Origin of the sequence: Salinisphaera sp., assembly GCF_002729955.1 — a bacterium.
Lineage (GTDB): Bacteria > Pseudomonadota > Gammaproteobacteria > Nevskiales > Salinisphaeraceae > Salinisphaera.
The window spans coordinates 1-24,179 of record NZ_PBYA01000040.1 but is presented as its reverse complement, the minus strand read 5'-3'; the positions used below and the strand labels follow the sequence as shown (position 1 = coordinate 24,179).

Genomic DNA, 24,179 nt, shown 5'->3' with positions numbered 1-24,179 from the left:
GCGACGGTTTGACCCTCGCGAGCCTGTGATGAAATTACTCGACAACATGAGCGTCAAGACCAGCTGGGCGCTGGTACTGGCCAGTTTTACCGGCCTGCTGCTTCTAGTCGGCGCGATCGGCGGCTACACCATCTGGTACAGCCAGGGCGCCCTGGCCAAGGTGCGTGATGTACAGGTCGAACAGAAGTCCCAGCTCAACCGGGCCAACAGCGCGCTGCTGACCCTGCGGCTGCACGTCCAGGACAACTATCAGTCGCTGGCCACCGCCGCCACGACCCGAACCACGGCCGATGCACTCGGCCAGGAAGCCGAAGCGGTCGAGGCGTTGTTTCAGACCTTTTTCGCCACCGACTTCACGCCGCGCTATCAGGCCCAGGTGGAACAGGTGGAACAGACCTATCGCGCCCTGTTCGACACGGCCGTCGTGCCCCGTATTCGCGCGCTGGCCGCCGGCGATCGCGATGCCTATATGGCTCTGGATGACGAGGCCGAACGCCTGACCCAGCGGTTTTCGGCCCAGGCCGTCGGCTACTTCAGCCTCGTCGAGGAACAGGGCAGCGCCCTCTACGACACCTTCCAGAGCAGAGCGATCGGCCTGGAAATCGCCATGGGCCTGGCCTTTCTCGCGACGCTGTTGTTGATCGGGGTCGTGGTCTGGGGCATCAGCGTGAACGTCACCCGTCCGATGGGCCGGCTGGTCGACCATGTCGAACGTATTGCCCGCGGTAATCTGCACGGCCGGATCGAGCGTCGCGGCAACAACGAAATCGGGCGTCTGTTCGCGGGGCTTACGCACATGCAGAAAGCGCTGGCCGATACCGTGGGCCAGGTGCGTGAAAGCAGCGACGCCATTCATGCCGATTCCCAGACCATCGCCCGCGGCAACGGCGATCTGTCGGCACGTACCGAGCAGCAGGCGGCGTCGCTGGTACAGACCGCGTCGAGCATGGAAGAGCTGACCTCCACCGTCGACCAGAACACCGAGAACGCCCGCGAAGCCCGCCAGCTCACCCATGAAGCCTCGGCGACGGCCGAGCGCGGCGGCAAGATCGTCGGTGAAGTGGTCGAGACGATGCAGGGCATCAGCCGCAGTTCGCACGAGGTCAGCCAGATCATCGACATGATCGAATCGATCGCCTTCCAGACCAATCTCCTGGCCCTCAATGCCGCGGTGGAAGCCGCCCGTGCCGGCGAGCAGGGCCGCGGCTTTGCGGTGGTCGCCGGCGAAGTGCGCAACCTGGCCACCCGGTCGGCCAAGGCTGCCGAAGAGATTCGCGGTCTTATCGACGTATCGGTGAACCGGGTGGACGCGGGCTCGAAGCTCGTCGACCAGGCCGGCAGCGCGATCAACGAGGTGGTATCGGCGGTCAAACGGGTCGACCAGCTCATGACCGAAATCGCCACCGCCTCGGAAGAACAGGGGCGCGGCATCGCACAGGTGAATCAGGCCGTGACCGAACTCGACCAGGTCACACAGCACAACGTACGCCTCGTCTCGGAAGCCTCCAGCGCGGCCAACGCCCTCGAGGCCCAGGCACGCACGCTGCGCGAAGCGGTGGCGGTATTCCAGCTCGACGTCACGACGGCGGCCGAGGTTGAAACCCCGGCCACGCCCGCCCCGGCGCCAGCCCGCGCGGCTCCGGCGCCCGCGCCGAGCACGGCGCAGGCCACGCCGGCAAAGACGCATGCCCCGGCGCCCAAGGAAGCCGAGGACGATATGGAGTGGCAGACCTTCTAGGCGGCAACCGGGCGTATTGGCAGGAAGGCGGGGAGCCGGCGCGGCCGGCCGTTTTTGCGCCGCATAGAAAACCGGCCGGCGCGCTGCGCCGGCCGGAAGCCGCGATCGTACAGCGACTCAGTAGAAAAACTTGGCGCTAGCGTATTGGAGGAGAACAACACGGCGCAAAATCGCTGTACGCCTCTAGTGATGCAAAAGCGGTGCCATACGCGCCCGCGCAGCGAAGCCGCCGCTCGGCCGACGCCGTGGGCGTCGACCGAAACGCATGCAAATCAGCAGGTTACAAAACCTGCCGATGAATCACGCCAGGCGTTTTCAGCGCTCGACCGCCAGCGCCACGCCCTGACCGCCGCCAATACACAGCGTGGCCAGGCCCTTCTGCACGTCGCGGCGCATCATTTCGTGGATCAACGTGACCAGCACGCGACAGCCGGATGCACCAATCGGGTGCCCCAGCGCGATCGCGCCGCCGTTGACGTTGACCTTGTCGCTGTCCCATTCCAGCTGCCGGCCCACCGCGACCGACTGGGCGGCAAAGGCTTCGTTGGCCTCGATGAGATCGAGATCGGCCACCTGCCAGCCCACGCGCTTGAGGCAGCGCTGCGTGGCCGATACCGGGGCAATGCCCATCAATGCCGGGTCGACGCCGGCATTGGCATAGCCGGCGATACGACATAGCGGCGTAAGCCCCAGGGCCTCGCATTTTTCGCGGGTGGTCACGACCACGGCCGCCGCGCCGTCGTTCAGGCCCGAGGCATTGCCGGCGGTGACGGTGCCATCGCGGGTGAAGGCCGGTTTGAGCCCAGCAAGGCCTTCGGCGGTTACACCCGGGCGCGGGCCTTCGTCGCGGGCGAAGGAAATGGCATCGCCTTTCTTCTGCGGCACTTCGATGGGCAGCACTTCGTCTTCGAAGCGGCCATGCTTGAGGGCTTCTTCGGCACGCTGCTGCGAACGCGCGGCGAACTCGTCCTGCTCTTCACGCGAGACACGATATTTTTCCGCCACGTTCTCGGCGGTCTGGCCCATGTGATAGCCGTTGAAGGCATCCCAAAGCCCGTCGCGGATCATGGTATCGACCAGTTCCCAATCGCCCATGCGCTTGCCGTTGCGCGAATTGGGCAGCACATGCGGCGCCGAGCTCATGTTCTCCTGACCGCCGGCCACGATGAGCTCGGCATCACCCAGCGCCACGGCCTGGGCCGCCAGCATCACCGCTTTCAGACCACTGCCGCAGACCTTGTTGATCGTCATCGCCGGGGTGGCATCGCCCAGCCCGGCACGGATGGACGACTGACGGGCCGGATTCTGGCCTGCACCGGCAGCGAGCACCTGCCCCATGATCACTTCGTCAACGGCGTCGACGGGGATGTCGTGACGGGCGAGCAGCGCACGAATGGTATGCGCGCCCAGCTCGGTCGCACCGATGCCGGCCAGCGTGCCGCCGAAGCGGCCGATCGCGGTCCGCCCGGCGGCGGCGATAACGATGTTGTCTTTCACGTGGCGATACTCCAGAACGGGAATGGATTGCCGCACAGCGGCATGATGGCCGCCATGTTACGAAAAATCCGCCTGTCGGCGCACGCCGGCCACGCTCAAGGCGTCTTGCGTATGTGTGAGACGCGGGCGGCCGCGATCATTCAAGCAGGTTGTCCGCAAATGAACGCGAAGACACGCGAATAAGGCCAAAGCGAAGGCGCTGGAAGGCCTCTCAGCGGGAGACTCGCGCCACGTGTCGAACGGTTTACGCAATCAGGCGCTGCCCCATGCATTCGCTGAGGGTTTTCGCCGACGCAGCGATGTGCGCGGCTGCGCCTTGCGATCGAGCCGGCAGCGCACGAAGCAACGCGCACGTCGCAGCCGTGCATGCAACGGGCATAAAAAAGGCCGGCGCCGGCGTGCGCAGCGCGCAACACCGGGCCAGCCACCCCTTGCGATCGTCAGCGACGGCGCCTTGTCGGCACCGCCGCCTCAATCAGCCTCGATGTTAGCTGCCCTTGGCCTGCAGCTGGTCGATGATCTGCGGATTTTCCAGCGTGGACACGTCCGAGGTGATCTCTTCGTCGCGGGCCACGGTACGCAGCAGACGACGCATGATCTTGCCGGAGCGGGTCTTGGGCAGACCGTCCGCGAAACGGATTTCCTCGGGCTTGGCAATGGCGCCGAGCTGTTCGGTCACCCAGTCGCGCAGTTCGGAGGCCAGCTCGTCGCTGCCGCCATCCTGCTTGAGGATGACGAAGGCCACGATGCATTCGCCCTTGACCTCGTGTGGACGGCTGACCACTGCCGCCTCGGCCACGGCCTTGTGGGCCACGAGCGCCGATTCGACCTCCATGGTGCCCATGCGGTGGCCGGAGATGTTCACGACGTCGTCGATACGCCCCAGGATCCGGAAATTGCCCTGCTCATCGCGCTGGGCCGAATCGCCGGCCACATAGGTATGTTCGTCGAACATGCCGAAATAGGTTTCGCGATACCGCTCGGGGTCGCCCCAGATGGTACGCAGCATGTAGGGCCACGGCTTCTTGACGACCAGAATGCCGCCGGCGTTGGCGTCGCTGACCCGTTCGCCGGATTCGTCGATGATATCCGCCGCGATACCGGGCAGCGCCTTGGCGACCGAGCCGGGCTTGGTCGGCGTGCTCGACGGAATCGGCGTGATCATGTGGCCGCCGGTTTCGGTCTGCCACCAGGTATCCACGATCGGGCAACGTTCCTTGCCGATCATTTCGCGATACCACATCCAGGCTTCCGGGTTGATCGGCTCGCCGACCGTGCCCAGCAGGCGCAGGCTGTCCAGCGCGTGGCGCTGCGGGTATTCGTCGCCCTGCTTCATGAGCGCACGAATGGCGGTCGGCGCGGTATAGAAGATGGTGACCTGATGGGTATCCACCATCTTCCAGAAGCGATCCGCCTCGGGATAGGTCGGCACGCCTTCGAACATGACCTGGGTCGCGCCACAGGCGGTGGGCCCGTAGGTGATATAGGTATGGCCGGTCACCCAGCCGACGTCGGCCGTGCACCAGAATACGTCGCTGTCGTTGAGGTCGAACACCCAGCGACAGGTACAGATCGCGCCCAGCAGATAGCCGCCCGAGGAATGCTGGATGCCTTTCGGCTTACCGGTGGAGCCGGAGGTATAGAGAATGAACAGCGGATGCTCGGCATCCACCCATTCCGGTTCGCACTGGTCGGCCTGGCCGTCCACGGCATCGTGCCACCACAGATCGCGGCCCTCGGCCATGGTGACGTCGGCGCCCGAGCGCTTGTAGACGATGACCTTCTCAATGCTCTGGCAGCCTTCCGACAACGCCTTGTCAGCCGTTTCCTTGAGGGGAATCAGCTTGCCGCCGCGGTAGTTGCCATCGGCGGTGATCAGCATCTTGGCTTCGGCGTCGTCGATACGATCACGCAACGACACGGCCGAGAAGCCGCCGAACACGACCGAATGAATCGCGCCGATGCGCGCACAGGCCAGCATGGCCACTGCGGCCTGCGGAATATTGGGCAGATAGATGACCGCGCGATCGCCCTTGCCCAGGCCGTTGGCCTTGAGTGCGTTGGCAAAACGACAGACGCGGGCATGCAGCTCGCGATAGCTGATGTGCTCGACCTCGCCATCGTCCCCTTCGAAGATGATGGCGGTTTTGTCACCGCGGCTGTCCAGGTGCCGGTCGAGGCAGTTGTAGGAGACGTTGAGTTCGCCATCGGCGAACCATTTGAAGAACGGGGCGTCAGATTCGTCCAGAACCTGGCTGAAAGGCGTGTGCCAATCGATCTTGTCGCGCGCCTGATCGGCCCAGAAACCTTCGTGATCGGCTTCGGCGGCCTGATACAGCGCGTCGACGTCGGCAGCCTTGAGCGTGGCGCTGTCCAGAAACGCCTGCGGCGGATCGAACTGTCGATCCTCTTTCAGAACCGATTCGATCTTGTTGTCAGCCATGGAGTCTCCCGATGCGAAATTGCAAACACGAGTCAGCATACGCACATGCAAAGCCTGTCTGCATAAGACGAAAGGCGCATGACAGCGACACGTAACAGACGACTTGCCTCACACCGGTAATAATAATCGTTCGCATCTGGACGCGGTTTGCTTCATACTCCCGCGCCTTGTCGCGCAATGTTCTAACATCCCACAGCCGAGAAAACTGTCATGACACCCGATAGTTCCGCGGTCTTCGATCTGGCCGGCCTGATTGATCTGTTGCGCCTGGGCGGCCCGGTAGTGGCCGTACTGGTGGCCATGTCGGTGATCGCGCTGGCGATCATCCTGCTCAAGTGCTGGCAGTATGCGAGCGTGCGCGTCGGCAAGCGCCGCTTCATCGCGCCCGCGCTGGACCAGTGGCACAGCGGCGACCGGCAGGGCGCGATTGCCGCCCTCACCGACGAGCGCAATCCGATTGCCGACACGCTGGCCGTGGCCATGCGCGGCGTCAACGCCGGCGCCAACGTGACGGTCGTTCGCGAAGAGGCTGCCCGCGTGGGCGCCCGCCATCTCAGCCAGATGCGCAGCTACTTCCGCCCTCTCGAGGTGATTGGCTCGCTGGCGCCGCTGCTCGGCCTGCTGGGCACGGTCATGGGCATGATCACCGCTTTCCAGCAGCTCGCGAACGCCGGCAGCCAGGTGGACCCGTCGGTTCTTTCCAACGGCATCTGGGAAGCCCTGCTCACCACCGCGGTCGGCCTGGTGGTGGCGATTCCGGCGGTGGCGGCCCTGAACTGGTGCGAGCGCGTGGTCGAACGCCTGCACGAAGACATGCAGGACACCCTGACCCGATTCTTCACGCGCCATGAAGTCGGCGGCTTCAATCAGGCGCAAACGAAGGCGAAGGCCTCGCAGACGAGCGCCAGCGCCCAGTCGTCCACCGCCCACGCCTGAGCCGGCGCCATGCATATCGAAACACTCGAGCGGCGCACCCATTCGATCAGCCTCACGCCGTTGATCGACGTGGTGTTCATCCTGCTCGTGTTCTTCATGCTGGCCACGAGCTTCACCGACTGGCGGCCCATCACCCTGGCGACCGGCACCAGCGAAGCCGCGCCCGGTGATACACCGCCGGCCGTGGTACGAGTCGATGCCGACGGTACCCTGCACTACAACGGCAGCGCCAGCCGCGATACGCGTTCGCTCGCACAGCGCCTGAACGCCGCCATCGAGGCCGGCGACGTGTCGGCCGTGATCGTGCAGCCCGAGGCCGAAGCCACGCTCGATGTCACCGTCGGCGCGCTCGATGCGCTTTCCGGCGCGGGGGTTGCGCCCATGTCGCTGGCCACCGGCGCCAAGGCGGAGGCACCATGATCGTTGCACCGCCCAAGCGCCCGCGTTCCACCGAAGAAAACGTGCTGCCGCTGATCAACATCGTTTTCCTGCTGCTGATCTTTTTCATGCTCGCCGGGGTTCTGGCACAAAACCCGCCGTTCGAACTCACGCCGCCCGCCACCGCCGATACGGAGCAATCCACCCAGCTGGAAAACCAGGTACTGGCGGTGGCCGCCGATGGGCGTCTGGCCTTCGGCGGCAAGCCGATCGAGCGCGAAGCACTGCCCGATGCGCTGGCCGACTGGCCCGATGACAAGCCGCTGCAGATTCGTGCCGACGGCGGCCTGAAAGCGGATGCCCTGAGCGGGCTGTTCGCCACCCTGCGCAGCGCCGGCATCGCCGAAGTCAACCTGCTGACCCAGCACAAGGACCCATGAAACGCATCGGCCTGCATCACTGGGTGATCGTGCTCGCGATCGCCATCGCCGCCCATGCTGCGCTGTTCATCCGCTTTCAGCTGGACGACACCGTCACCAGCGCGAACACGGGCGCGGCCGGCGTACGCATTGCGCTTGCCCCGACTCAGGGCGAACCCCAGCCCGAGCAGGTCGCCGCCGATGCAGTGGAACAGGACGACACGCCCGAGCCGGAGGCGAAGCCCGAACCGGAACCGGAACCGGAGCCGGAGCCGGAGCCGGAGCCGGAGCCAGAACCTGAGCCGGCCCCCGAACCTGAGCCGGAGCCCCAGCCCGAGCCGACGCCGGTACCGGAGCCCAAACCCAAGCCCCAGCCCAAACCCGAACCGAAACCGGCGCCCAAGCCCGAGCCCAAACCGCAGCCCAAGCCCGAACCGCGACCGCAGCCCAAGCCGGAACGTCGCAGCGAGCCCGAATCGCGCACGGCCAGCAGCAGCGCACGCCGGGACGCGAACGCCGAGGCGGCCGGCGGCCAGGATCGGACCAACGCCCCGGCCCAGGCACCGCAGACTGCGCAGACCACCCAGCAGGGCACGACCGGCAGCGTATCGGACACGCCGCCGGACTATCGCGCCGAACTCGGCGCCTGGCTGCAGCGCTACAAGGACTATCCGCGTCGCGCGCGGCGGCTGCGACAGGAAGGCACCGTGACCCTCTATTTCGTCATGGATCGAAACGGCCACGTGCTGGACTGGGAGATACGCCAGAGCTCGGGACACGAGCTGCTGGATGAAGCGGTACGCGAGATGATCCGCAAGGCGGACCCCTTGCCGGCCCTGCCGGACAGCGTGCCCATGCAGCGTCTGGCCCTGACGGTACCTGTACGGTTTCAGCTGCGCTGAGCGCTGTGGACGGTGGCGTTCATCCGGCGACGCCAAAGCCGGCAACGCTCGCCGGATTTGCCGACATTCAGCGCCGGGCTATTCGCGGCCGCAGCTTAATCGTGCCGTTCACCGCGCACGCGGTCGGCGAGCGTCGAGCCGGGAGCGACACAGTGGCCTGCCCGATCGACCGGTCTGGCTAGCGCTGCTCGCCGGCTGCGACCGCCGCCGAGAGATTGCGCTTGAGCTCGTTCGCGTCGTAGACCTCGGCGCCCTGTTCGGGCACTTCGGCGCCCAGCTGGATTTCCAGCACCGTTTCATAGCGGGTACGGCTTGAGCCGCCCGTCGAATAGCCGATGCTCGTGCCCCAGGCCGGGTAGCCCCAGCCGTAACCGATGCTCGTGCTCGGCCCGCCGCCGTAGTTGCTGGTCACCGGCGATGTATCGCGAGAGACGATACGAAAACGCGTCGCGCCGTGCTCGACGGCCACATTCGCGGCCCGGAACAGGGCGAAATTCTCGACCGTTTCACGGGCCGTGCCGTAATCGCCGGAGAAACTCACGCGATAGCGATCGGCGGTGAGCTGCGTATCGCGATAGCCATAGCTATCGGCGGTGGGCGCGGCGCGATAGGCCGGGCCGCTGGCACAGGCGGCCAGCAGCGCGCTGCAGAGAACGATCGAGAGTAATTTCGGTTTCATAGCCTGAATATAGCGCGGTTTTGTCCCATTGGACGCAAACGTTTACGGATATTTCAAGCGGCCATGTCATGGCAGGGCTAAAACGAACGTCGCCCGCGATTTTGGGCCGTGCAAAACGCGAACCGGCGAGCTATGATCGAGCGACTGCCGAACGACCGTTCAGCGCGTCGCTTGTAGCGCCGCCCAGGCTTCGGCCCGCGTGATAAACAAAATCGATAATGCGAGGGGAAACCATGAAAACATTCGATTGGAAGCGGCCGCTGGTCGCCGCCACCGTTTCGCTGTGTCTGGGAGCGGGCCTGATCGGCTGCTCCTCCGATGGCAGCGATGACGACCGCAGCAATAACCGCGACACCGGGCCCAGCTCGCTGAGCGACAGCCAGATCAACGCGCCCGACGGCCAGCTCTCGGCCACGGTTCAGACCACCACGGGCGGCGTGCCGCATATCACCGCCGACAACCTGGAATCGGCCGCCTTCGGCTCCGGTTATGTCCAAGCGCGCGACAATATCTGCATCATCGCGGATTCGATCGTGCGCGCTCGCGGCGAGCGGGCGATGTATTACGGTCCGGGCGAGAACCTCAGCCCGCAGCTGCCGATCGGCGTGAACGTCATCACCGACTTCAGCTACAAGGCCCTGGGCCTTCTGGAAAAGGCGCAGGACGAGTTCGACGAGCTTTCGGCCCCGGGCCAGGCCATGCTGCGCGGTTTCGCGGCCGGCTATAACAAGTACCTGAACGACACGGGCCGGCAGAACCTGCCCGCCAAGTGCAACAGCGGACCCTGGGTACGGCCGATCTCGGCCACGGATGTCTATGCCTACTATCAGCTGGTAGCTCTCTATGCGAGCGGCGATCAGTTCACCGGCGGGCCCATTTTCCTGGCCGTGCCACCCAACACCAACCCGGCGCCGACACCCGTGGCGCAGGCAGGTGCGACCGCCCAGACTTCATCGTCGTTCGCCCAAGCCGATCCGGCGTCAGCTGATGTCTTCAATGCCAAGGCGCTTGCCCAGTTCGCGCGTGCCGCCACGCCGGAATCGATTGGCGCCAAGACCGACTTCAATGATCGCGGCATGGCCAGCAACGGCTGGGGCATCGGCTCGGAAATGACCGAAAACGGCAAGGGCGCACTGCTCGCGAACCCGCATTTCCCCTACACCGGCAACCGCCGGCTGTATCAGATGCAGCTCACCGTGCCGGGCGTCTACAACGTCAACGGCGCCGGCCTGATCGGCATCGTGATTCCGCTGATCGGCTTCAACGAGAACATTGCCTGGACGCATACCGTATCCACCGCCCAACATTTCACCCTCTACGATCTAACCCTGGATCCGAGCGATTCCAGCGGGATGACCTATATCAAGGACGGCGAGCCGAAGAAGATCGAGTCGAAGACGCTGTCGATCCAGGTGGCCAATGGCTCGCCCACGCCCACCACGCTGCAACGCGAGTTCTATTTCTCGGAATACGGCCCAATGCTGGCCGGTAACGTGATCAACGAGAACCTGCCGGCCTGGGGCGGCCAGTTCGCCGGCCGTGCATCGGCCCTGACCTATCGCGATGCCAATACTGAAACCGCCCGCCAGGTGGTCGACCAGTGGCTGAACATGGGCCGGGCGTCGAACCTCGCCCAGTTCAAACAGCCCTTCCAGGCCTGCGGGAGCGTGCTGTGGGTAAACACCATGTATGCCGACGACTCCGGCCAGGCCTTCTATATCGATGGCACGTCGGTACCGCAGCTTTCCCAGGGTGCGCTGCAGGCGTTTCAGGCACGGGCGACGGTGAACCCGGTGGTCGCCGGGCTGTTCGACGCCGGCGTGACCCTGCTCGACGGCAGCCGTTCGCTCAATGACTGGATCGAGGGCGACTGCGACGGGCGGGTGCCCTATGCCGGCGCGCCCAAGCTCGAGCGCCGCGACTATGTCCAGAACTCCAACGACAGCTACTGGGCAACCAATCCGGACGCTTTCCTGACCGGCTTTTCGCCGCTTTATGGCAAGACCAACAGCATTCTCTCGCCGCGTACGCGCATGGGCCTGAAGATGCTGGAAAACCCGACCGACCCCGGCCGCTCGACGGTGGCTCCGGCCGGCAGCGACGGCAAGTTCACCGGAGAGGAGATCATCAAGGCCCTGTATTCCAACCGCGCCTACTACGCCGAAACCCTGCTCGACGAACTGCGCACCCGCTGTACGAACGCGGGCGACACGGCAATCAACACCGGCTCGGGCAGCCGCTCGGTTGCCGCGGGCTGTGCTGCGTTGGCGAACTGGGACGGCGTCTACGACGTGAACAGCACCGGCGCCCATGTGTTCCGCGTGTTCATGGCGGACTACGACCCCAGCTATCCGGCCCAGTTCTCGGTGGCCTTCGACCCGGCCAACCCGGCCACCACGCCGAGCACGCCCAACGCCGCACCGAGCAACCCCGCCCAGGACCCGATGCTGGCCTCGCTGGCGCGTGGACTGGACCGGCTCGATCAGGGGAATATCGCGTATGACGCACGCCTGGGCGATGTCCAGCGCGTGCAGCAATCGGCCGGCACGCGGCCGAACGGCACGCCCGCCCCCTCGGGCAGCCCGATCGAATGGCACGGCAACCAGAATCTCGAAGGCGGCTTCAATATCGTGCGTCCCGACGTCAACGCGGTGGAGGACGGCACCCGCTATCCGCGTGTCGCCCCTGCCGATACGCTGGCCAATACGGGCGATCTGTCGAGCACGCCCAACGAGGGCTGGTTGATCGGCTACGGCACCAGCTGGCACTTCGGCCTGAGCTTCGGCGACAACGGCCCGGAAGGCTATGGGCTGATCAGCTACAGCCAGTCGGACGATGCCGGCTCCGACCATTTCGAGGACCAGGATCAGCGGTATTCGAACAAGAACTACCGCAAGCTGCTCTATCGCCAAGCCGATATTGCCGCCGATCCGAATCTTGAATCGGAAACCATCGAGGCCACGACCGCGACGCGCTAGGCTTTGCCCGTGCCCGAACGGCCCGGCGTGCGTCTGCACGCCGGGCTTTTTTCTTTCTGCCGAGCGTATCCCGACGCCTTCGCCCCATGATGCGGCCCATGGCTTGGGCTATTGCCGCGCGGTCGGCTAGAATCGCCGCCTTGTATGCGCGCGTGAGTCGTCGCAATAGAACGACGGCCGAGGAGACAACATGAACATTCTGCTGGGCGTGGCACGCGCGATCGACGGCTTTTCCACCTTCGTTGGCCGCCTGATGTGGTGGCTAACCATCGCCATGGTGCTGCTCGGCGCCTATAACGTGATCACCCGCTATCTGGGCCAGTATCTGGGCGTACAGCTTTCGGCGAACGTCTATCTCGAGCTGCAGACCTATGCCTTCGATCTGATCTTTCTGCTGGGCGCGGCCTATCTGCTGCGCGTTGACGGCCATGTGCGCGTGGATATCGTCTACAGCCGCCTGGGCCCGCGCGCGCGAGCTTGGATCGATATATTCGGCACGCTGTTCTTTCTGGTGCCGTTCTGCATCTTCGGCCTGTATTTCTGCCTGGGCTATGTAGAGCGCTCCTGGGCAGTAATGGAACAAAGCCCCAACCCGGGCGGGCTGGCCCGCTACCCGATCAAGACCGTCATGCTCGTGGCCTTTGCGATGCTCATCCTTCAAGGCGTAAGCGAGCTGATCAAGAACATCGCCTATCTGGCCCGCGAACCCGGCTTCGCCGAAAACGAAGCCCATCGCGCCACCCAGGAAACCGAGGGCCTCTAGGCCAGCCCTGCATGCGCGCATACCCCGACAACAGGCTCTGCTGACCGTGGATTATCTCGCTCTCTGGATGTTCGCGACCGCGATCGGCCTGCTGCTGATCGGCTACCCCGTGGCCTTCACGCTGGGCGGCACGGCCGTGCTGTTCACGCTGATCGGCAGCGACATGCTGCCGGATATGGGCATTGCCCTGCCCTGGGAGCCGGCGTTTCGCATGGCCCGGCTCAACATCCTGCCGGGGCGTATCTTCGGCAACATCATGGACAACTACGAACTGGTCGCCGTGCCGTTCTTCGTGTTCATGGGCGTGATGCTGGAAAAATCGCGTCTGGCCTCCGACCTGCTGCAGACGATGGGCCTGCTGTTCGGGCGCGTACGCGGCGGGCTGGCGATCTCGGTGGTGGTGGTCGGCACCCTGCTGGCGGCTTCGACCGGCGTCGTCGGTGCCTCGGTGGTCACCATGGGCGTGCTCGCCCTGCCGGTGATGCTCAAGTACAACTACGACAAGGGCCTGGCCTCCGGCACGGTCGCGGCCTCCGGCACCCTCGGCCAGATCGTGCCGCCGAGCATCGTGCTGATCATTCTCGGCGACCAGATGCGGGTGTCCATCGGCGATCTGTTCCTGGGCGCGCTCATCCCCGGGCTTATGCTGGCCGGGCTGTTCGTGCTCTGGATCGTCTATGTGGCGATACGCCACCCCGAGCGGGCCCCGGCGCTGCCGGCCAGCGAACGCGATATCAGCCCGCGCCGGCTGATGCTGCGGGTACTGGGCATGATGACGCCGCCGCTGGCGCTGATTCTCATCGTGCTGGGCACCATCTTCGCCGGTATCGCCACGCCGACCGAGGCCGGTGCCATGGGCGCACTGGGCGCGAGCCTGCTGGCCCTGATCAATCGCCGCCTGAACTGGGAAAGCCTGAGCGCGGTGATGGATCAGACCGTCAAGCTCACCGCGATGGTGTTCATCATCCTGCTCGGCGCGACGGCCTTCACCATGGTCTTCGCCTCGCTCGGCGGCCCGCAGCTGGTGGAAGAAATCCTGCTCGACCTGCCCGGCGGTGCGCTGGCATTCCTGTTCTTCACGATGCTCACGATCTTCGTGCTGGGCTTTTTCGTGGACTTCATCGAGATCAGCTTCATCGTCGTGCCGGTGATCACCCCGATTGCCATCCAGCTGGGCATCGACCCGCTCTGGTTCGCCGTGCTCATCGCGGTCAATCTGCAGGCGTCGTTTCTCACCCCGCCGTTCGGCTTTGCACTGTTCTATCTCAAGGGCGTGGCGCCGCCGGGCATTCGTACCGTGGATATCTATCGCGGCGTGGTGCCCTTCATCGGCCTGCAGCTGTTCGCGCTGATCCTGCTCTGGCTGTTCCCCCAGCTCGTGCTCTGGCTGCCGCAGCTCAGCAACGCGGTGCAGTAGGCGACAACGCGAGCCCGGCGGAAAACAGTCCGCAAGTAAACGCCAATAGAAATGCGGTTGCCGGACCCTTACCTGGCCGCCCACGCGGTTGGCGTATCGCTGGGCGCGGAAACCTTCGTCTTATTCGCGTGCATTCGCGTTTATTGCGGACTCATCTTTGCCTTCTGCTACGCGAAGACTTTGTTCCCTGAAGCAATCCACAGATTACGCCGATTGCACCGATTCGATCGAAAAGCTCGTAATTCCAAGGTGCGAACAAATCGATTAAACCATCTACGCAGTCTGCGGATGAAAAACAGTCCGCGAATGAACGCCAATAACCGCAAATAAAAAAGTGTTTGGCAGGCGCTTACCCGGCTGCCCACGCGGTTGGCGTATCGCTCAGGGCGGGAACCTCCGTCTTATTCGCGTGCATTCGCGTTCATTTGCGGACTCATCTTCGCCTTCGGCCACGCGAAGACTTTGTTGCCTGAAGCAATCCACAGATTACGCCGATTGCACCGATTCGACCGAAAAGCTCGTAATTCCAAGGTGCGAACAAATCGATTAAACCATCTGCGCAGCCCGCGGATGAAAAACAGTCCGCAAATGAACGCCCATTAACGCAAATAAAAAAGCGCGCGGCAGGCGCTTACCCGGCTGCCGACGCGATTGGCGTATCGCTCAGGGCGGGAACCTCCGTCTTATTCGCGTGCATTCGCGTTCATTTGCGGACCGTCTTTCTTCGAACGCGCCTCAGCAAGCCAGACAGTAGGCCCGCGCATTAAAAAAGCCGCGCGGCCCGGCGGGCGGCGCGGCTTTCCGTCGGCCGGGCTTAAGTCCAGCTAGGCCAGATCGTCGTTGATATAGCGCAGGAAGTTGTACTCGCTGACGTCGGTCCAGGCCCGCACCTCGTCGCGAAAGCCCTGCCACTGATCGTAGACCTTGGCATAGAGCTTGTTCTTGTCGGCGTGCTCCTTCTGGATCTCGTCGGTATAGCCCTTGAGCACGTCGAGCACCTCGGAGGGGAAGGTGCGCACCTGCGCCCCGCCGGCGATCAGGCGCTTGAGCGCCGGCCCGTTGCGGGCCATGTACTGAGCGAACATACGCTCGTTGGCGGCCTTGGCGGCCACCGGGATCGTCTCGCGGATATCCTTGGGCAGATCCTTGAAGATGTCGTTGTTGACGTACAGGCCCAGGGTGGCCCCGGGCTCGGCCCAGCTGGGCATGTAGTAGTACTTGGCCGCCTTGTGCAGCTGCAGGATCTCGTCGTCGTAGGGGCTGACCCAGTCGGCCGCGTCGATCACGCCGCGCTCGAGGGCGAAATAAACCTGGCCGCCCGGCAGGTTCTGGATATTCACGCCGGCCCGGGCCATGACCTGGCCGCCTACGCCGGGGAAACGCATTTTCAGGCCCTTAAGATCGGCCGGAGAATTGATTTCCTTGTTGAACCAGCCGCCGGTCTGGCCGCCCGTGTTGCCGGCCAGAAAGGCGACCATATTGCTGCGCGCGTTGAGCTCGTTCCAGAGATCGCCACCGCCGCCTTCCTCGATCCAGGCGTTCTGCTGCTGGCCGGTCAGACCGAACGGCATGGAGGTGAAAAAGGCATGGGTGGGGTCCTGGCCGATGTAGTAGTACGAGGCCGTATGCCCCATGGCGAAGGCGCCACTGGAAACGGCATCGAAGACTTCCAGCCCGCCGACCTGTTCGCCGGCCGCGAACACCTCGACCTCTACATCGCCATCGGTGGCGTATTCGATAGAGCGGCCGATGTACTCGGCCGTACCGTAGAGCGTATCGATCGAGGACGGCCAGGAGGTGACCATACCCAGGCGATACTTCTTGTTGCGCGCGATCGTCATCGGCGAGAAGACGGTACTCGCGGCCGCAACAGCGCCGGCCGCGCCGGTAAGAAACTGACGACGTTTGATGCTCATGGCTCCCCTTTATCCGGCCGCTGCACATGAGGCGAGCCGGCCGTATTTTTCGCTTATGAATTCGTTATGTCCGGCCCGTACCGCGTTGCACGGTCAGGCAAAACCGCTGATAGACCAGATTGCCGCAAAACGCCGGCCGCGGAAAGTCGACCAACGGTTGATCCGCTCGCGGCGACGGCCCATACCTACAGCGAGCGCTAACTCAGATGCGCGGGCCGTTGCCCTGCTTGCGCCAGTATGTAATCAACCCGAAGCCGAAGGCCATGCCGCCCAGATGCGCGAAATGCGCGACCCCGGCCTGGGTGCCGGTCACGCCGAAGAACAGCTCCATTGCGCCGTAGCCGATCACCAGCCATTTCGCGGTCATCGGAATCGGCGGGATGAGCAGCATCACCCGGGCATTCGGAAACATCATGCCGAAGGCCAGCAGCACGCCGAACAAGCCGCCGGACGCGCCCACCGTGGGCACAGCCTGGCCGGGCGACATCAGGGCCAGCGTCAATACCTGGGTGAGGCCGGCGCCAACGACACAGACGAGGTAATAGATCAGAAAGCGCTGGCCGCCCCAGACCTGTTCGACCACGCGGCCGAACATCCACAGGCCGAACATGTTGAAGAACAGATGGCCGAACCCGCCGTGCAGAAAACCATAGGTGAGCAGTTGCCAGATCTGGAAGCCGACCGTGCCTCCGCCCATCGACGGTGGCACCGGGTAGCTTCCAAACGGCCAGAGAGCGAGCTGCTGCACGAACAGGCCCGGACCATACATCTGGAACAGAAAACCCAGCCCGTTCGCGATCAAGAGCCATTTGATCATCGGCGGCACGCTGGAAACGGCAAACGGGTCCTGTCGCATCGGCAGGCAAGCTCGGCTGGGAATGAAACCCGCCAAGCATAACGCATCGTCTTTTACGCCCGCACGGCACGGGCCACGATGGCTTCACTGGCATAAAAAACCCGGCGCTGCACGAGGCAGCGCCGGGTCGTTACACGCTCGGGCGAGCGTTTACCGCAACAGGTACAGGAAGTGCAGATGCTTCTCGTACTGGTCGAGGATATCGCCGATGAGCTGGTCCTTCGTATAGCCCACGACGTTGTACTGCTGACCGCCCTCGCGCAGGAAGACCTCGGCACGGAAGTGCTCGCGTTCCTTGGCCTTCTGCTGCTCTTCGCGACGGGTCAGCGCGCCCATGTAGAACGTGGGCGCGGTGAAGCGGCGTGCGCGCACGCCATAGACGAAGTCGATCTCGGCGCCGTGGTCGACGTCCAGATAACAGCGGTCGTCCTCGACGCTGATCTTCGTGCTCATGCCGCTTTCCTCGAACTGCTTGGACACGGCTTCCATGGCCGGCTTGACCACGTTGGTCAGGAAGTCGTCCACCTGCTTGCGCCGCGGCGAACTCACCAGCGTCTGAAGACGATTCTGCCAGCTGCCGCCACCGAAGCCGGCGACGTTGGAGGGCGTGTTCATCGCATGACGCAGGCTGTCCTGCTTGACCAGCTCGACACTCAGCGAACGGTACAGACAGTAGGCCATCACGAGCAGCATGATGGTGATCGGCAGTGCCGACGCCAGCGATGCCGCCTGCAGCGCGCCGATACCGCCCGCGGCCAACAGCACGATGGCGACCACGCCTTCCAGCACGGCCCAGAACACGCGCTGCCATACCGGCGGCTCGTCGCCGTCCTTGGCGGTGAGGATATCGATGACCAGCGAACCGGAGTCCGACGAGGTCACGAAGAAGGTCACCACCAGCAGGGTGCCGAGAATCGACGTCAGCCAGGTGAACGGGAACTGTTCGAGGAAGACGAACAGCGCGGTCGACGTATTCTCGCTGACGGCGTCAAGGATCGTGCTCATGCCGTCGACCATGATCATGTGCAGCGCGCCGTTGCCGAAGGCGGTCAGCCACAGGAAGGTGGCACCGACCGGCACGATCAGCACGCCGAGCACGAACTCACGGATCGTGCGGCCACGCGAAACGCGCGCCACGAACATGCCCACGAACGGCGACCAGGAAATCCACCAGGCCCAGTAGAACAGCGTCCAGCCGCTCATGAAGCTCTGGGTTCCCTCGTTACCCGTATACACCCAGGAATTGAAGGTCATGTCCACGACCGAGGACATGTAGTTGCCGATGTTCTGGATGAAGGACTGGAAGATGAACAGCGTCGGCCCCATCACGATCACGAACGCCAGCAGGGCAGCGGCCAGCCACAGGTTGAGCTCGGACACGCGACGGATGCCGCCATCCAGGCCGAGCACGACCGACGTCGTGGCCAGGGCGGTGATGATGGAGATGAGAACGATCTGCGTGGTCAGACCTTCCGGCACGTCGAACAGGAAGTTCAGGCCGGAGTTGACCTGCTGTGCGCCAAAACCCAGCGAGGTGGCCACGCCGAACAGCGTGCCGAAGACCGCCAGCACGTCGATCGTGTGACCGATGGGGCCGTAGATGCGCTTTCCGATCAGCGGGTACAGCGCCGAACTCATGCGCAGCGGCAGATCGCGGCGGAAGCTGAAGTAGGCCAGACACAGACCCACGACCGCGTAGATCGCCCAGGCGTGCACACCCCAGTGGAAGAAGGTGATGCGCATGGCCGAACGCGCAGCCTCGGCCGTCTCGGCGGTGCCTTGCGGGGGGTTCGTGTAGTGCATGACCGGTTCGGCCACGCCGTAGAACATCAGGCCGATGCCCATGCCCGCGGAGAACAGCATCGCGAACCAGGACACATAGCTGAAGTCCGGTTCGCTATGGTCGGGGCCCAGGCGGAACTGCCCGAAGCGCGACAACGCCAGGATGATACAAAAAACCAGGTAGACCCCGACGGCGCCCAGATAGAGCCAGCCGAACGTATCGATCAGCCAGGTCTGCATCCCGCTGAAGAAAGCGTTGGCCTTGTCCGGAAAGGCTGCGCCGAATACGACGAGTACGGCGATTACCGCCACCGATGGAAAGAATACAGGCGGATTGATACCCGCCTTTGTAGGTTGTTCGCTATCGCTCATGCGCTTCTATTACCGTGGATTCCCTCCCCTACGTATAACACGACTGTCGTTCATTAACGACAGCTTGAGCAGAACGAAAGTCACTCAAAAATCGGCACAAATACTGATGACGCCTACAATCCGGCGGGGTTGCCGAAGCGGTTCGTGAACACGAATTCGCTCAGCGCACGACGCTCCCGGGGCTTGGTATCGCGCTCGATAAGCGCCTGATTCATGTGCGCCGAGGTCTCGCGATAACCGATCGCCAGGGCGGTGAACGCCTCGGCGTGATCGGGGATATCGAAAGCGGTGCGCGCCGCATCCGGGTCGAGCCCGATCATCTGATGCACGAACAGCTTGCGCGTCGTAGCCTCGATCACCAGGTTGGCCGAGGCCAGGCCCAGATCATGTTCGGCCGCCTTGTTCGGCTCGCCGGTGCGGGTAAACGTTCGCACCACCACACCCAGCGCCAGTACCGGCGCGTTCTGGGCCCAGGCGCGATTGCCTTCCACCAGGCATTCGAGAATGCGTGCGTGGGTGTCGCCCTCGCTCTTTACCCCTACGATATAGCGCCAGGGCTGCTCGTTGTAGGAAGAGGCCGCCCAGCGCGCGGCCTCGAACACGCTGGCCAGATCCTGTACGGGTACCGGCTTGTCGCTGAAGGCATAGGGGCTCCAGCGCACGGCAAGCGTGTTGTGGATGCTGTGGTCGGTCGCTGCGTTCTTGGTCATGCCCCTATCCTTGCGATTGTGTCGGCGTATGTCGCGACTGTGTCAGAGGCTCAGCGCCGTGGCCAGCCGGGCCACTTTTTCGCCCTGATAGCGGGCGATCGAAAGCTCCTTGTCGCTGGGCTGGCGCGAGCCGTCGCCGCCGGCATAGGTCGAGGCACCGTAGGGCGAGCCGCCGCGCAGTTCGGAAATATCGAACAGCTCCTGTGCGCCCGCGTAGTCCACAGGCACGATCAACATGCCGTGATGGGCCAGGGTGTTCCAGAACGAGGTGATCGTGGTTTCATTACCGGCACCGGTGGCGCTGGAGGTGAACACACTGCCGAACTTGTTCACCAGCTTGCCGTTGGCCCACAGACCGCCGGTCTGATCGAGAAAGGTCCGCATCTGGCCGGCCATGTTGCCGAAACGCGTCGGGCTGCCGAACACGATGGCGTCGTAGTCGGCGATTTCGCCCGGCTCGGCCACCGGCGCCGATTGATCCCGCTTGGCGCCCGCGGCTTCCAGTGCCTCGTCGCTCATGGTTTCGGGCACCCGCTTGAGGGTGACCTCGACACCGTCGACGCTCTTCGCGCCTTCGACGACCGCGTTGGCCAGCGTCTCGATATGGCCGTACATCGAGTAATAGAGAACCAGGACCTTTTTCATCACGAACTCCTTGTTGGACCGTATACATGCCGTATCGGTTGCCCGTGGCCGCCTTCGTTGCAGGCGCGCCGGTCATGGCCGAAGCCACCGCTACACGGCTTGGATTGACTGCGTTCAACATAAAGCCCGGCCGCGCGCGAAGAAAGCGAAGCCTTTTGGCATACTCGTTCAAATTTTCTGACCAATATCGCCATTCGTGAGCGCTCAAGGTTCGCCGGTTCGGCTCGAGGCCCTGGAGGCACTGGATGCGATCGACCGTTACGGCAGCTTCGCCGCGGCGGCTGCATCGCTGTATCGCGTGCCGTCGGCCATCTCGTACACGATCAGCCAGCTTGAAACAGATCTCGGACTGACCGTGTTCGACCGAAGCGGGCATCGCGCCGTCCTCACCCCGGCCGGCCAGCTTCTACTCGAGGAAGGCCGGCGTATTCTCACCGCCAGCCGCGAACTGGGGGCGGCCGCGCAGCGGCTGGCCGACAACTGGGAGCCGGAACTGCGCCTGGCGCTCAACGGCCTGATCGCCCCCGCCGAACTCTGGCCGGTGCTCGCCGACTTCCACCGCGCCCATCCGGCGATCGATGTCCGCATTCGTGAAGAAATACTCGGCGGCACCTGGGAGGCGCTCATCGAAGACCGCGTCGATCTGGCCATTGGTGTGGCCGACCCACCGACCAAGACCGGCATTCAGCGTGCGCCGTTCAAGTCGGTGGATTTCGTGTTCTGCTGCGCGCCCGATCATCCGCTCGCCGCCCACGGCCAGCCGCTCGCCGACGATGCGCTGCGTATGCATCGGGCCGTGGTGGTCGCCGACAGCGCGCGTACGCTGGCACCGCGCAGCGCCGGGCTGCTGGACGGCCAGCCGCGCCTGACCGTCGCCAGCATGCACAGCAAGATAGAAGCCATCGAACAAGGGCTCGGGGTGGGCCACTGCCCGCGCGGCTGGGTGCACGAGATGTTGCGCCAAGGCCGGCTGGTCGCCTGCGAACTGGCGATCCCGCGCGAGCCCCACCCGAGCTATCTGCTCTGGAAAAGCAGCGCCGGCGGGCGGGCACTGAAGTGGTTCATCGACCGGCTGTCGTTACCGCGGTAGGCGCGGTCGGCCCGATACCGCTGTCGATCAGTTGATGCCGCGTGCTTCGCAGATACGCTCGTAGGCCGCACCGATCTCGCGGGTTTTCTCCTCGGCCATCTCGCGCATGCTTTCGGGCATGCCCTTGGCCGCGAGCTTATCCGGGTGGTTCTGGCTCATCTGGCGGCGATAGGCTTTCTTGACTTCGCTATCACTGGCCGAGGAATCCACGCCGAGCACGGCATAGGCCTGCTCGAGCTGCTCTTTGGGGTCGACGCCGGCCTTCGAGCCCATGCCGTCGCCCGAGGCGCGCCCCGGCCCGCCGCCGGAGAGCATGGCCTCGAGCTGGCGGATTTCCATTTCCGACAGCCCCAGCGCACGGGCCACGCGCATGAGCATGTCGTGCTCGGCGTTGCTGACCTTGCCGTCGGCCGCGATCGCGGCAATCTGCACCTGCAGAAACATCTGGTGCAGCGCCCGCTGGCCGCGCGCGACCTTGCGAAAGCGTGCGACCTCGCCGTCGAGGTCGAAATCGTCGGCCTTGCCGCGATTGAACGACGCCCGCGCCTGGGCCTTCTGCTCGTCGTTGAGCCGCAGCTTGGCGAACAGATCCTCGGCCACGCGAATCTCGTCGCGGGTGACCTGGCCATCGGCCTTGCACAGCGCGCCCATGACGGCGAACGTGGAATCCAGAAACTGTGCGCGTATGGTGCCCAGCGCGCCCTTTAGCAGGGTCATCGCCAGCATCTGTGCGCCCGCGAAACCCAGAACGCCGCCCAGCAGTACGCCCGGAAAACCCAGAATGGCGCCGCCGATGACGGCACCGATGATCATTGCGATAAGCATGGGCGTGATTCTACCTGCAGCGCACGCAATGTGCTCAGACGTCCCGGCCGAAGGCGGCGGCCCTTGTCGTCATGTAGTTGTCATCGCAATGTCATATTCACGGCACAAGGTGTGCATCGGCCGCGCACCGCGGCTTCGATCACCCATTGCATTCACGAGCGCCGGGGACTTGCTTCATGTCGCGTTTCGCTACTCGTTTCATTCTCGGCACCGGCCTGATGGCCGCGCTGATCGCCCTGGCCGGCTGTGCCGGCGTACGCCAGCTGGATACCGGCACGCAGGCCGGCGCGGCCAGCGCCGAGCTGTTCGTGCCTTACCAGTTCCAGGTACAGGCCATCGACGGCACCGTGCTGCGCGAGAACTTCTATACCTTCGACGGCCGCGACCAGACCCTGCGACTCGCCCCCGGCGAGCACGAACTCGTGCTGCGGTATTTCGATCTGATCGAGAACAACGAAGACCGTACCGACGACTATGCCCGCGTGCTTTCCGAGCCCATCACCGTCAGTTTCACCGCCCGCGCGAACAGCCAGTACGCAGTAACGGGCGACCGGCCGACCACGCCCAGCGCGGGCGAGGCTTTTGCGGCCAACCCGACGCTGGCCATCGAAAACCGCGCCAGCGGCGATACCGTCAGCGGCGACGTGGCCGTGGCCGAACCCGAAATCGACACCATCCGCCGCGGCAATACCGTGTTCGCGCCGGTGGGCAAGACCCCGTCCGCCAGCAGCGACGCACCGCAGCCGGCGCCGGAGAACGCCCCGCCGCAGTCGCTGCAGATGCTCAAGTACTGGTGGAACAACGCCAGCCAGGCCGAACGCGATCGCTTCGAGGCGTGGCGCAAGCAAAACGGCGCCCAGTGATGGGGTCGAAGCAGCCGATTGGCGGCGATTACCCGATCGCCGCCTCGACCACCTCGCCGTCGCCCACGACGAATACGCGATCACCCGCGGCCGGCGAAATACGCTGGCCGCCGGCAAAGCTGCAGAACGCCGGCAGCATCAAGCCGTCGGCATGGCGCCAGAACACGGGCACGCGCAGCCGTTCGCGGCCCGCGCCCAGATGAACCACCGGGTGAACATGGCCGGCGAGCACGGGCCCGCGCGCGTCCGCCTCGGGTTCGTGGCGTAGCACGAAAGGCGTATCGAACAGGCTGCCGGCATGCCAACGCAGGTCACAGTCGATAGGCAGCCGCTCGCCGCGATCGTGGTTGCCGCGGGTCACGATCATTTCGACCTGCGCATGTTGCGCGCGCCAGGCGGCAAAACGAGCCAGCCACGGGGTATCCGCCGTCGGCGGCGCATGTACGAAATCCCCCAGCACGACAAGCCGCTGCGCCTGAGTTTCGGCCAGCGCCGTGCCCAGTCGCGCCAGATCGGCATCGGTGGTGCCGCTGGGCACGCCCAGCCCCTGTTTGCGGAACACGCCGGCTTTGCCGAAATGGGTATCGGCCACGAACAACGTCGAACGGGCCGGCCAGAACAGGCTGTGATCGCCGCGCAGACACAGCCGCTCGTCGGCCAGTTCCAGCTCGACCTGACGGGTTGCGCGCGGGCTTTCAGCGCTTAGCGACATGGCGTTTCAACAGTCCACACATACCGACGAAAGACGCCATGATATCGGCTGTGCGCAAGCAAGCCTTTTGCCCGCGAATCGCGCCAGCAAAAGCTGGGGCCGCGAAGATCTTCTTGTCCGCAGATCGACGCAGATTCACGCAGATAAAAACGCTTTCGATGAGAAGCATTGGCTGCGCTCAGGCACGGAAGTGTCCGCAAATGAACGCGAAGATACGCAAATAAGCGGGGGTAGATCGACGGGAAGGTGCGTATAAGG

20 protein-coding genes are annotated in these 24,179 nt (G+C 64.3%); 10 read left to right on the top strand and 10 right to left on the bottom strand.

Annotation, left to right across the window (positions count from 1 at the left end; all coding sequences use genetic code 11):
• Positions 1 to 28 precede the first annotated feature (28 nt).
• On the top strand, positions 29 to 1,738 hold the full coding sequence (locus tag CMN27_RS11635) for a methyl-accepting chemotaxis protein (protein WP_293626620.1): 1,710 nt from the start codon (positions 29 to 31) through the stop codon (positions 1,736 to 1,738).
• 315 nt (positions 1,739 to 2,053) lie between these two features.
• Here CMN27_RS11635 and CMN27_RS11630 read toward each other — a convergent pair whose 3' ends face one another.
• Both CMN27_RS11630 and acs read right to left on the bottom strand, forming a co-directional pair.
• The gene (locus tag CMN27_RS11630; protein ID WP_293626618.1) at positions 2,054 to 3,235 is read right to left on the bottom strand and encodes an acetyl-CoA C-acetyltransferase; all 1,182 of its coding nucleotides are present in this window, start codon (positions 3,233 to 3,235) and stop codon (positions 2,054 to 2,056) included.
• 487 nt (positions 3,236 to 3,722) lie between these two features.
• The gene (gene acs, locus CMN27_RS11625) at positions 3,723 to 5,678 is read right to left on the bottom strand and encodes an acetate--CoA ligase (RefSeq protein ID WP_293626616.1); all 1,956 of its coding nucleotides are present in this window, start codon (positions 5,676 to 5,678) and stop codon (positions 3,723 to 3,725) included.
• Between the two features lie 210 nt (positions 5,679 to 5,888).
• Between acs and CMN27_RS11620 the strand changes: the two genes are divergently transcribed.
• The 4 genes from CMN27_RS11620 to CMN27_RS11605 are packed head-to-tail and all read left to right on the top strand — an operon-like array spanning position 5,889 to position 8,313.
• Positions 5,889 to 6,614 (top strand): MotA/TolQ/ExbB proton channel family protein, encoded by a 726-nt coding sequence (locus CMN27_RS11620; RefSeq protein WP_293626614.1) that lies wholly within the window; start codon positions 5,889 to 5,891, stop codon positions 6,612 to 6,614.
• Positions 6,615 to 6,623: 9 nt separating this feature from the next.
• The gene (locus tag CMN27_RS11615) at positions 6,624 to 7,034 is read left to right on the top strand and encodes a biopolymer transporter ExbD (RefSeq protein ID WP_293626612.1); all 411 of its coding nucleotides are present in this window, start codon (positions 6,624 to 6,626) and stop codon (positions 7,032 to 7,034) included.
• On the top strand, positions 7,031 to 7,432 hold the full coding sequence (locus CMN27_RS11610; protein ID WP_293626611.1) for a biopolymer transporter ExbD: 402 nt from the start codon (positions 7,031 to 7,033) through the stop codon (positions 7,430 to 7,432). Before CMN27_RS11615 ends, CMN27_RS11610 begins: the two co-directional genes overlap by 4 nt.
• On the top strand, positions 7,429 to 8,313 hold the full coding sequence (locus CMN27_RS11605; protein ID WP_293626609.1) for an energy transducer TonB: 885 nt from the start codon (positions 7,429 to 7,431) through the stop codon (positions 8,311 to 8,313). Before CMN27_RS11610 ends, CMN27_RS11605 begins: the two co-directional genes overlap by 4 nt.
• A gap of 178 nt (positions 8,314 to 8,491) precedes the next feature.
• Here the strand turns inward: CMN27_RS11605 and CMN27_RS11600 are convergent, their stop codons facing one another.
• A complete protein-coding gene (locus tag CMN27_RS11600; protein ID WP_293626608.1) occupies positions 8,492 to 8,992 on the bottom strand; it encodes a hypothetical protein in 501 nt (166 codons plus the stop codon).
• 233 nt (positions 8,993 to 9,225) lie between these two features.
• Here CMN27_RS11600 and CMN27_RS11595 point away from each other — a divergent pair, with 233 nt between their 5' ends.
• From CMN27_RS11595 to CMN27_RS11585, 3 genes are all read left to right on the top strand, one after another.
• Positions 9,226 to 11,970 carry a penicillin acylase family protein gene (locus CMN27_RS11595; RefSeq protein ID WP_293626606.1) on the top strand — a complete coding sequence of 915 codons (2,745 nt, stop codon included), beginning with the start codon at positions 9,226 to 9,228 and terminating at the stop codon, positions 11,968 to 11,970.
• Between the two features lie 190 nt (positions 11,971 to 12,160).
• Positions 12,161 to 12,733, top strand: coding sequence for a TRAP transporter small permease subunit (locus tag CMN27_RS11590; protein WP_293626604.1), 573 nt, complete (start codon positions 12,161 to 12,163; stop codon positions 12,731 to 12,733).
• A gap of 40 nt (positions 12,734 to 12,773) precedes the next feature.
• Positions 12,774 to 14,150, top strand: coding sequence for a TRAP transporter large permease subunit (locus tag CMN27_RS11585; RefSeq protein WP_366515452.1), 1,377 nt, complete (start codon positions 12,774 to 12,776; stop codon positions 14,148 to 14,150).
• Positions 14,151 to 14,974: 824 nt separating this feature from the next.
• On the opposite strand, the gene dctP is transcribed toward CMN27_RS11585, so the two are convergent.
• The 5 genes from dctP to wrbA all read right to left on the bottom strand — a co-directional run bounded on the left by dctP (position 14,975) and on the right by wrbA (position 20,431).
• Positions 14,975 to 16,066 carry a TRAP transporter substrate-binding protein DctP gene (dctP, locus tag CMN27_RS11580; protein WP_293626600.1) on the bottom strand — a complete coding sequence of 364 codons (1,092 nt, stop codon included), beginning with the start codon at positions 16,064 to 16,066 and terminating at the stop codon, positions 14,975 to 14,977.
• Between the two features lie 202 nt (positions 16,067 to 16,268).
• Entirely contained in the window at positions 16,269 to 16,883 is a 615-nt protein-coding gene (locus tag CMN27_RS11575) for a rhomboid family intramembrane serine protease (protein ID WP_293626598.1), read from the bottom strand.
• A gap of 189 nt (positions 16,884 to 17,072) precedes the next feature.
• Positions 17,073 to 19,076: a choline BCCT transporter BetT gene (betT, locus tag CMN27_RS11570; protein WP_293626596.1), complete on the bottom strand. Its 2,004-nt coding sequence runs from the start codon at positions 19,074 to 19,076 to the stop codon at positions 17,073 to 17,075.
• A 113-nt stretch (positions 19,077 to 19,189) separates the two neighbouring features.
• On the bottom strand, positions 19,190 to 19,786 hold the full coding sequence (locus CMN27_RS11565) for a nitroreductase family protein (RefSeq protein ID WP_293626594.1): 597 nt from the start codon (positions 19,784 to 19,786) through the stop codon (positions 19,190 to 19,192).
• A gap of 42 nt (positions 19,787 to 19,828) precedes the next feature.
• The gene (wrbA, locus tag CMN27_RS11560; RefSeq protein WP_293626593.1) at positions 19,829 to 20,431 is read right to left on the bottom strand and encodes an NAD(P)H:quinone oxidoreductase; all 603 of its coding nucleotides are present in this window, start codon (positions 20,429 to 20,431) and stop codon (positions 19,829 to 19,831) included.
• Positions 20,432 to 20,627: 196 nt separating this feature from the next.
• Here wrbA and CMN27_RS11555 point away from each other — a divergent pair, with 196 nt between their 5' ends.
• The gene (locus tag CMN27_RS11555; RefSeq protein WP_293626592.1) at positions 20,628 to 21,521 is read left to right on the top strand and encodes a LysR substrate-binding domain-containing protein; all 894 of its coding nucleotides are present in this window, start codon (positions 20,628 to 20,630) and stop codon (positions 21,519 to 21,521) included.
• Positions 21,522 to 21,548: 27 nt separating this feature from the next.
• Here the strand turns inward: CMN27_RS11555 and djlA are convergent, their stop codons facing one another.
• Entirely contained in the window at positions 21,549 to 22,346 is a 798-nt protein-coding gene (gene djlA, locus CMN27_RS11550; protein WP_293626590.1) for a co-chaperone DjlA, read from the bottom strand.
• 176 nt (positions 22,347 to 22,522) lie between these two features.
• On the opposite strand from djlA, the gene CMN27_RS11545 reads away from it, so the two are divergent.
• Positions 22,523 to 23,209 carry a DUF2057 family protein gene (locus CMN27_RS11545; protein WP_293626588.1) on the top strand — a complete coding sequence of 229 codons (687 nt, stop codon included), beginning with the start codon at positions 22,523 to 22,525 and terminating at the stop codon, positions 23,207 to 23,209.
• Positions 23,210 to 23,237: 28 nt separating this feature from the next.
• Here the strand turns inward: CMN27_RS11545 and pdeM are convergent, their stop codons facing one another.
• Positions 23,238 to 23,921, bottom strand: coding sequence for a ligase-associated DNA damage response endonuclease PdeM (pdeM, locus tag CMN27_RS11540; RefSeq protein WP_293626586.1), 684 nt, complete (start codon positions 23,919 to 23,921; stop codon positions 23,238 to 23,240).
• Positions 23,922 to 24,179 lie beyond the last annotated feature (258 nt).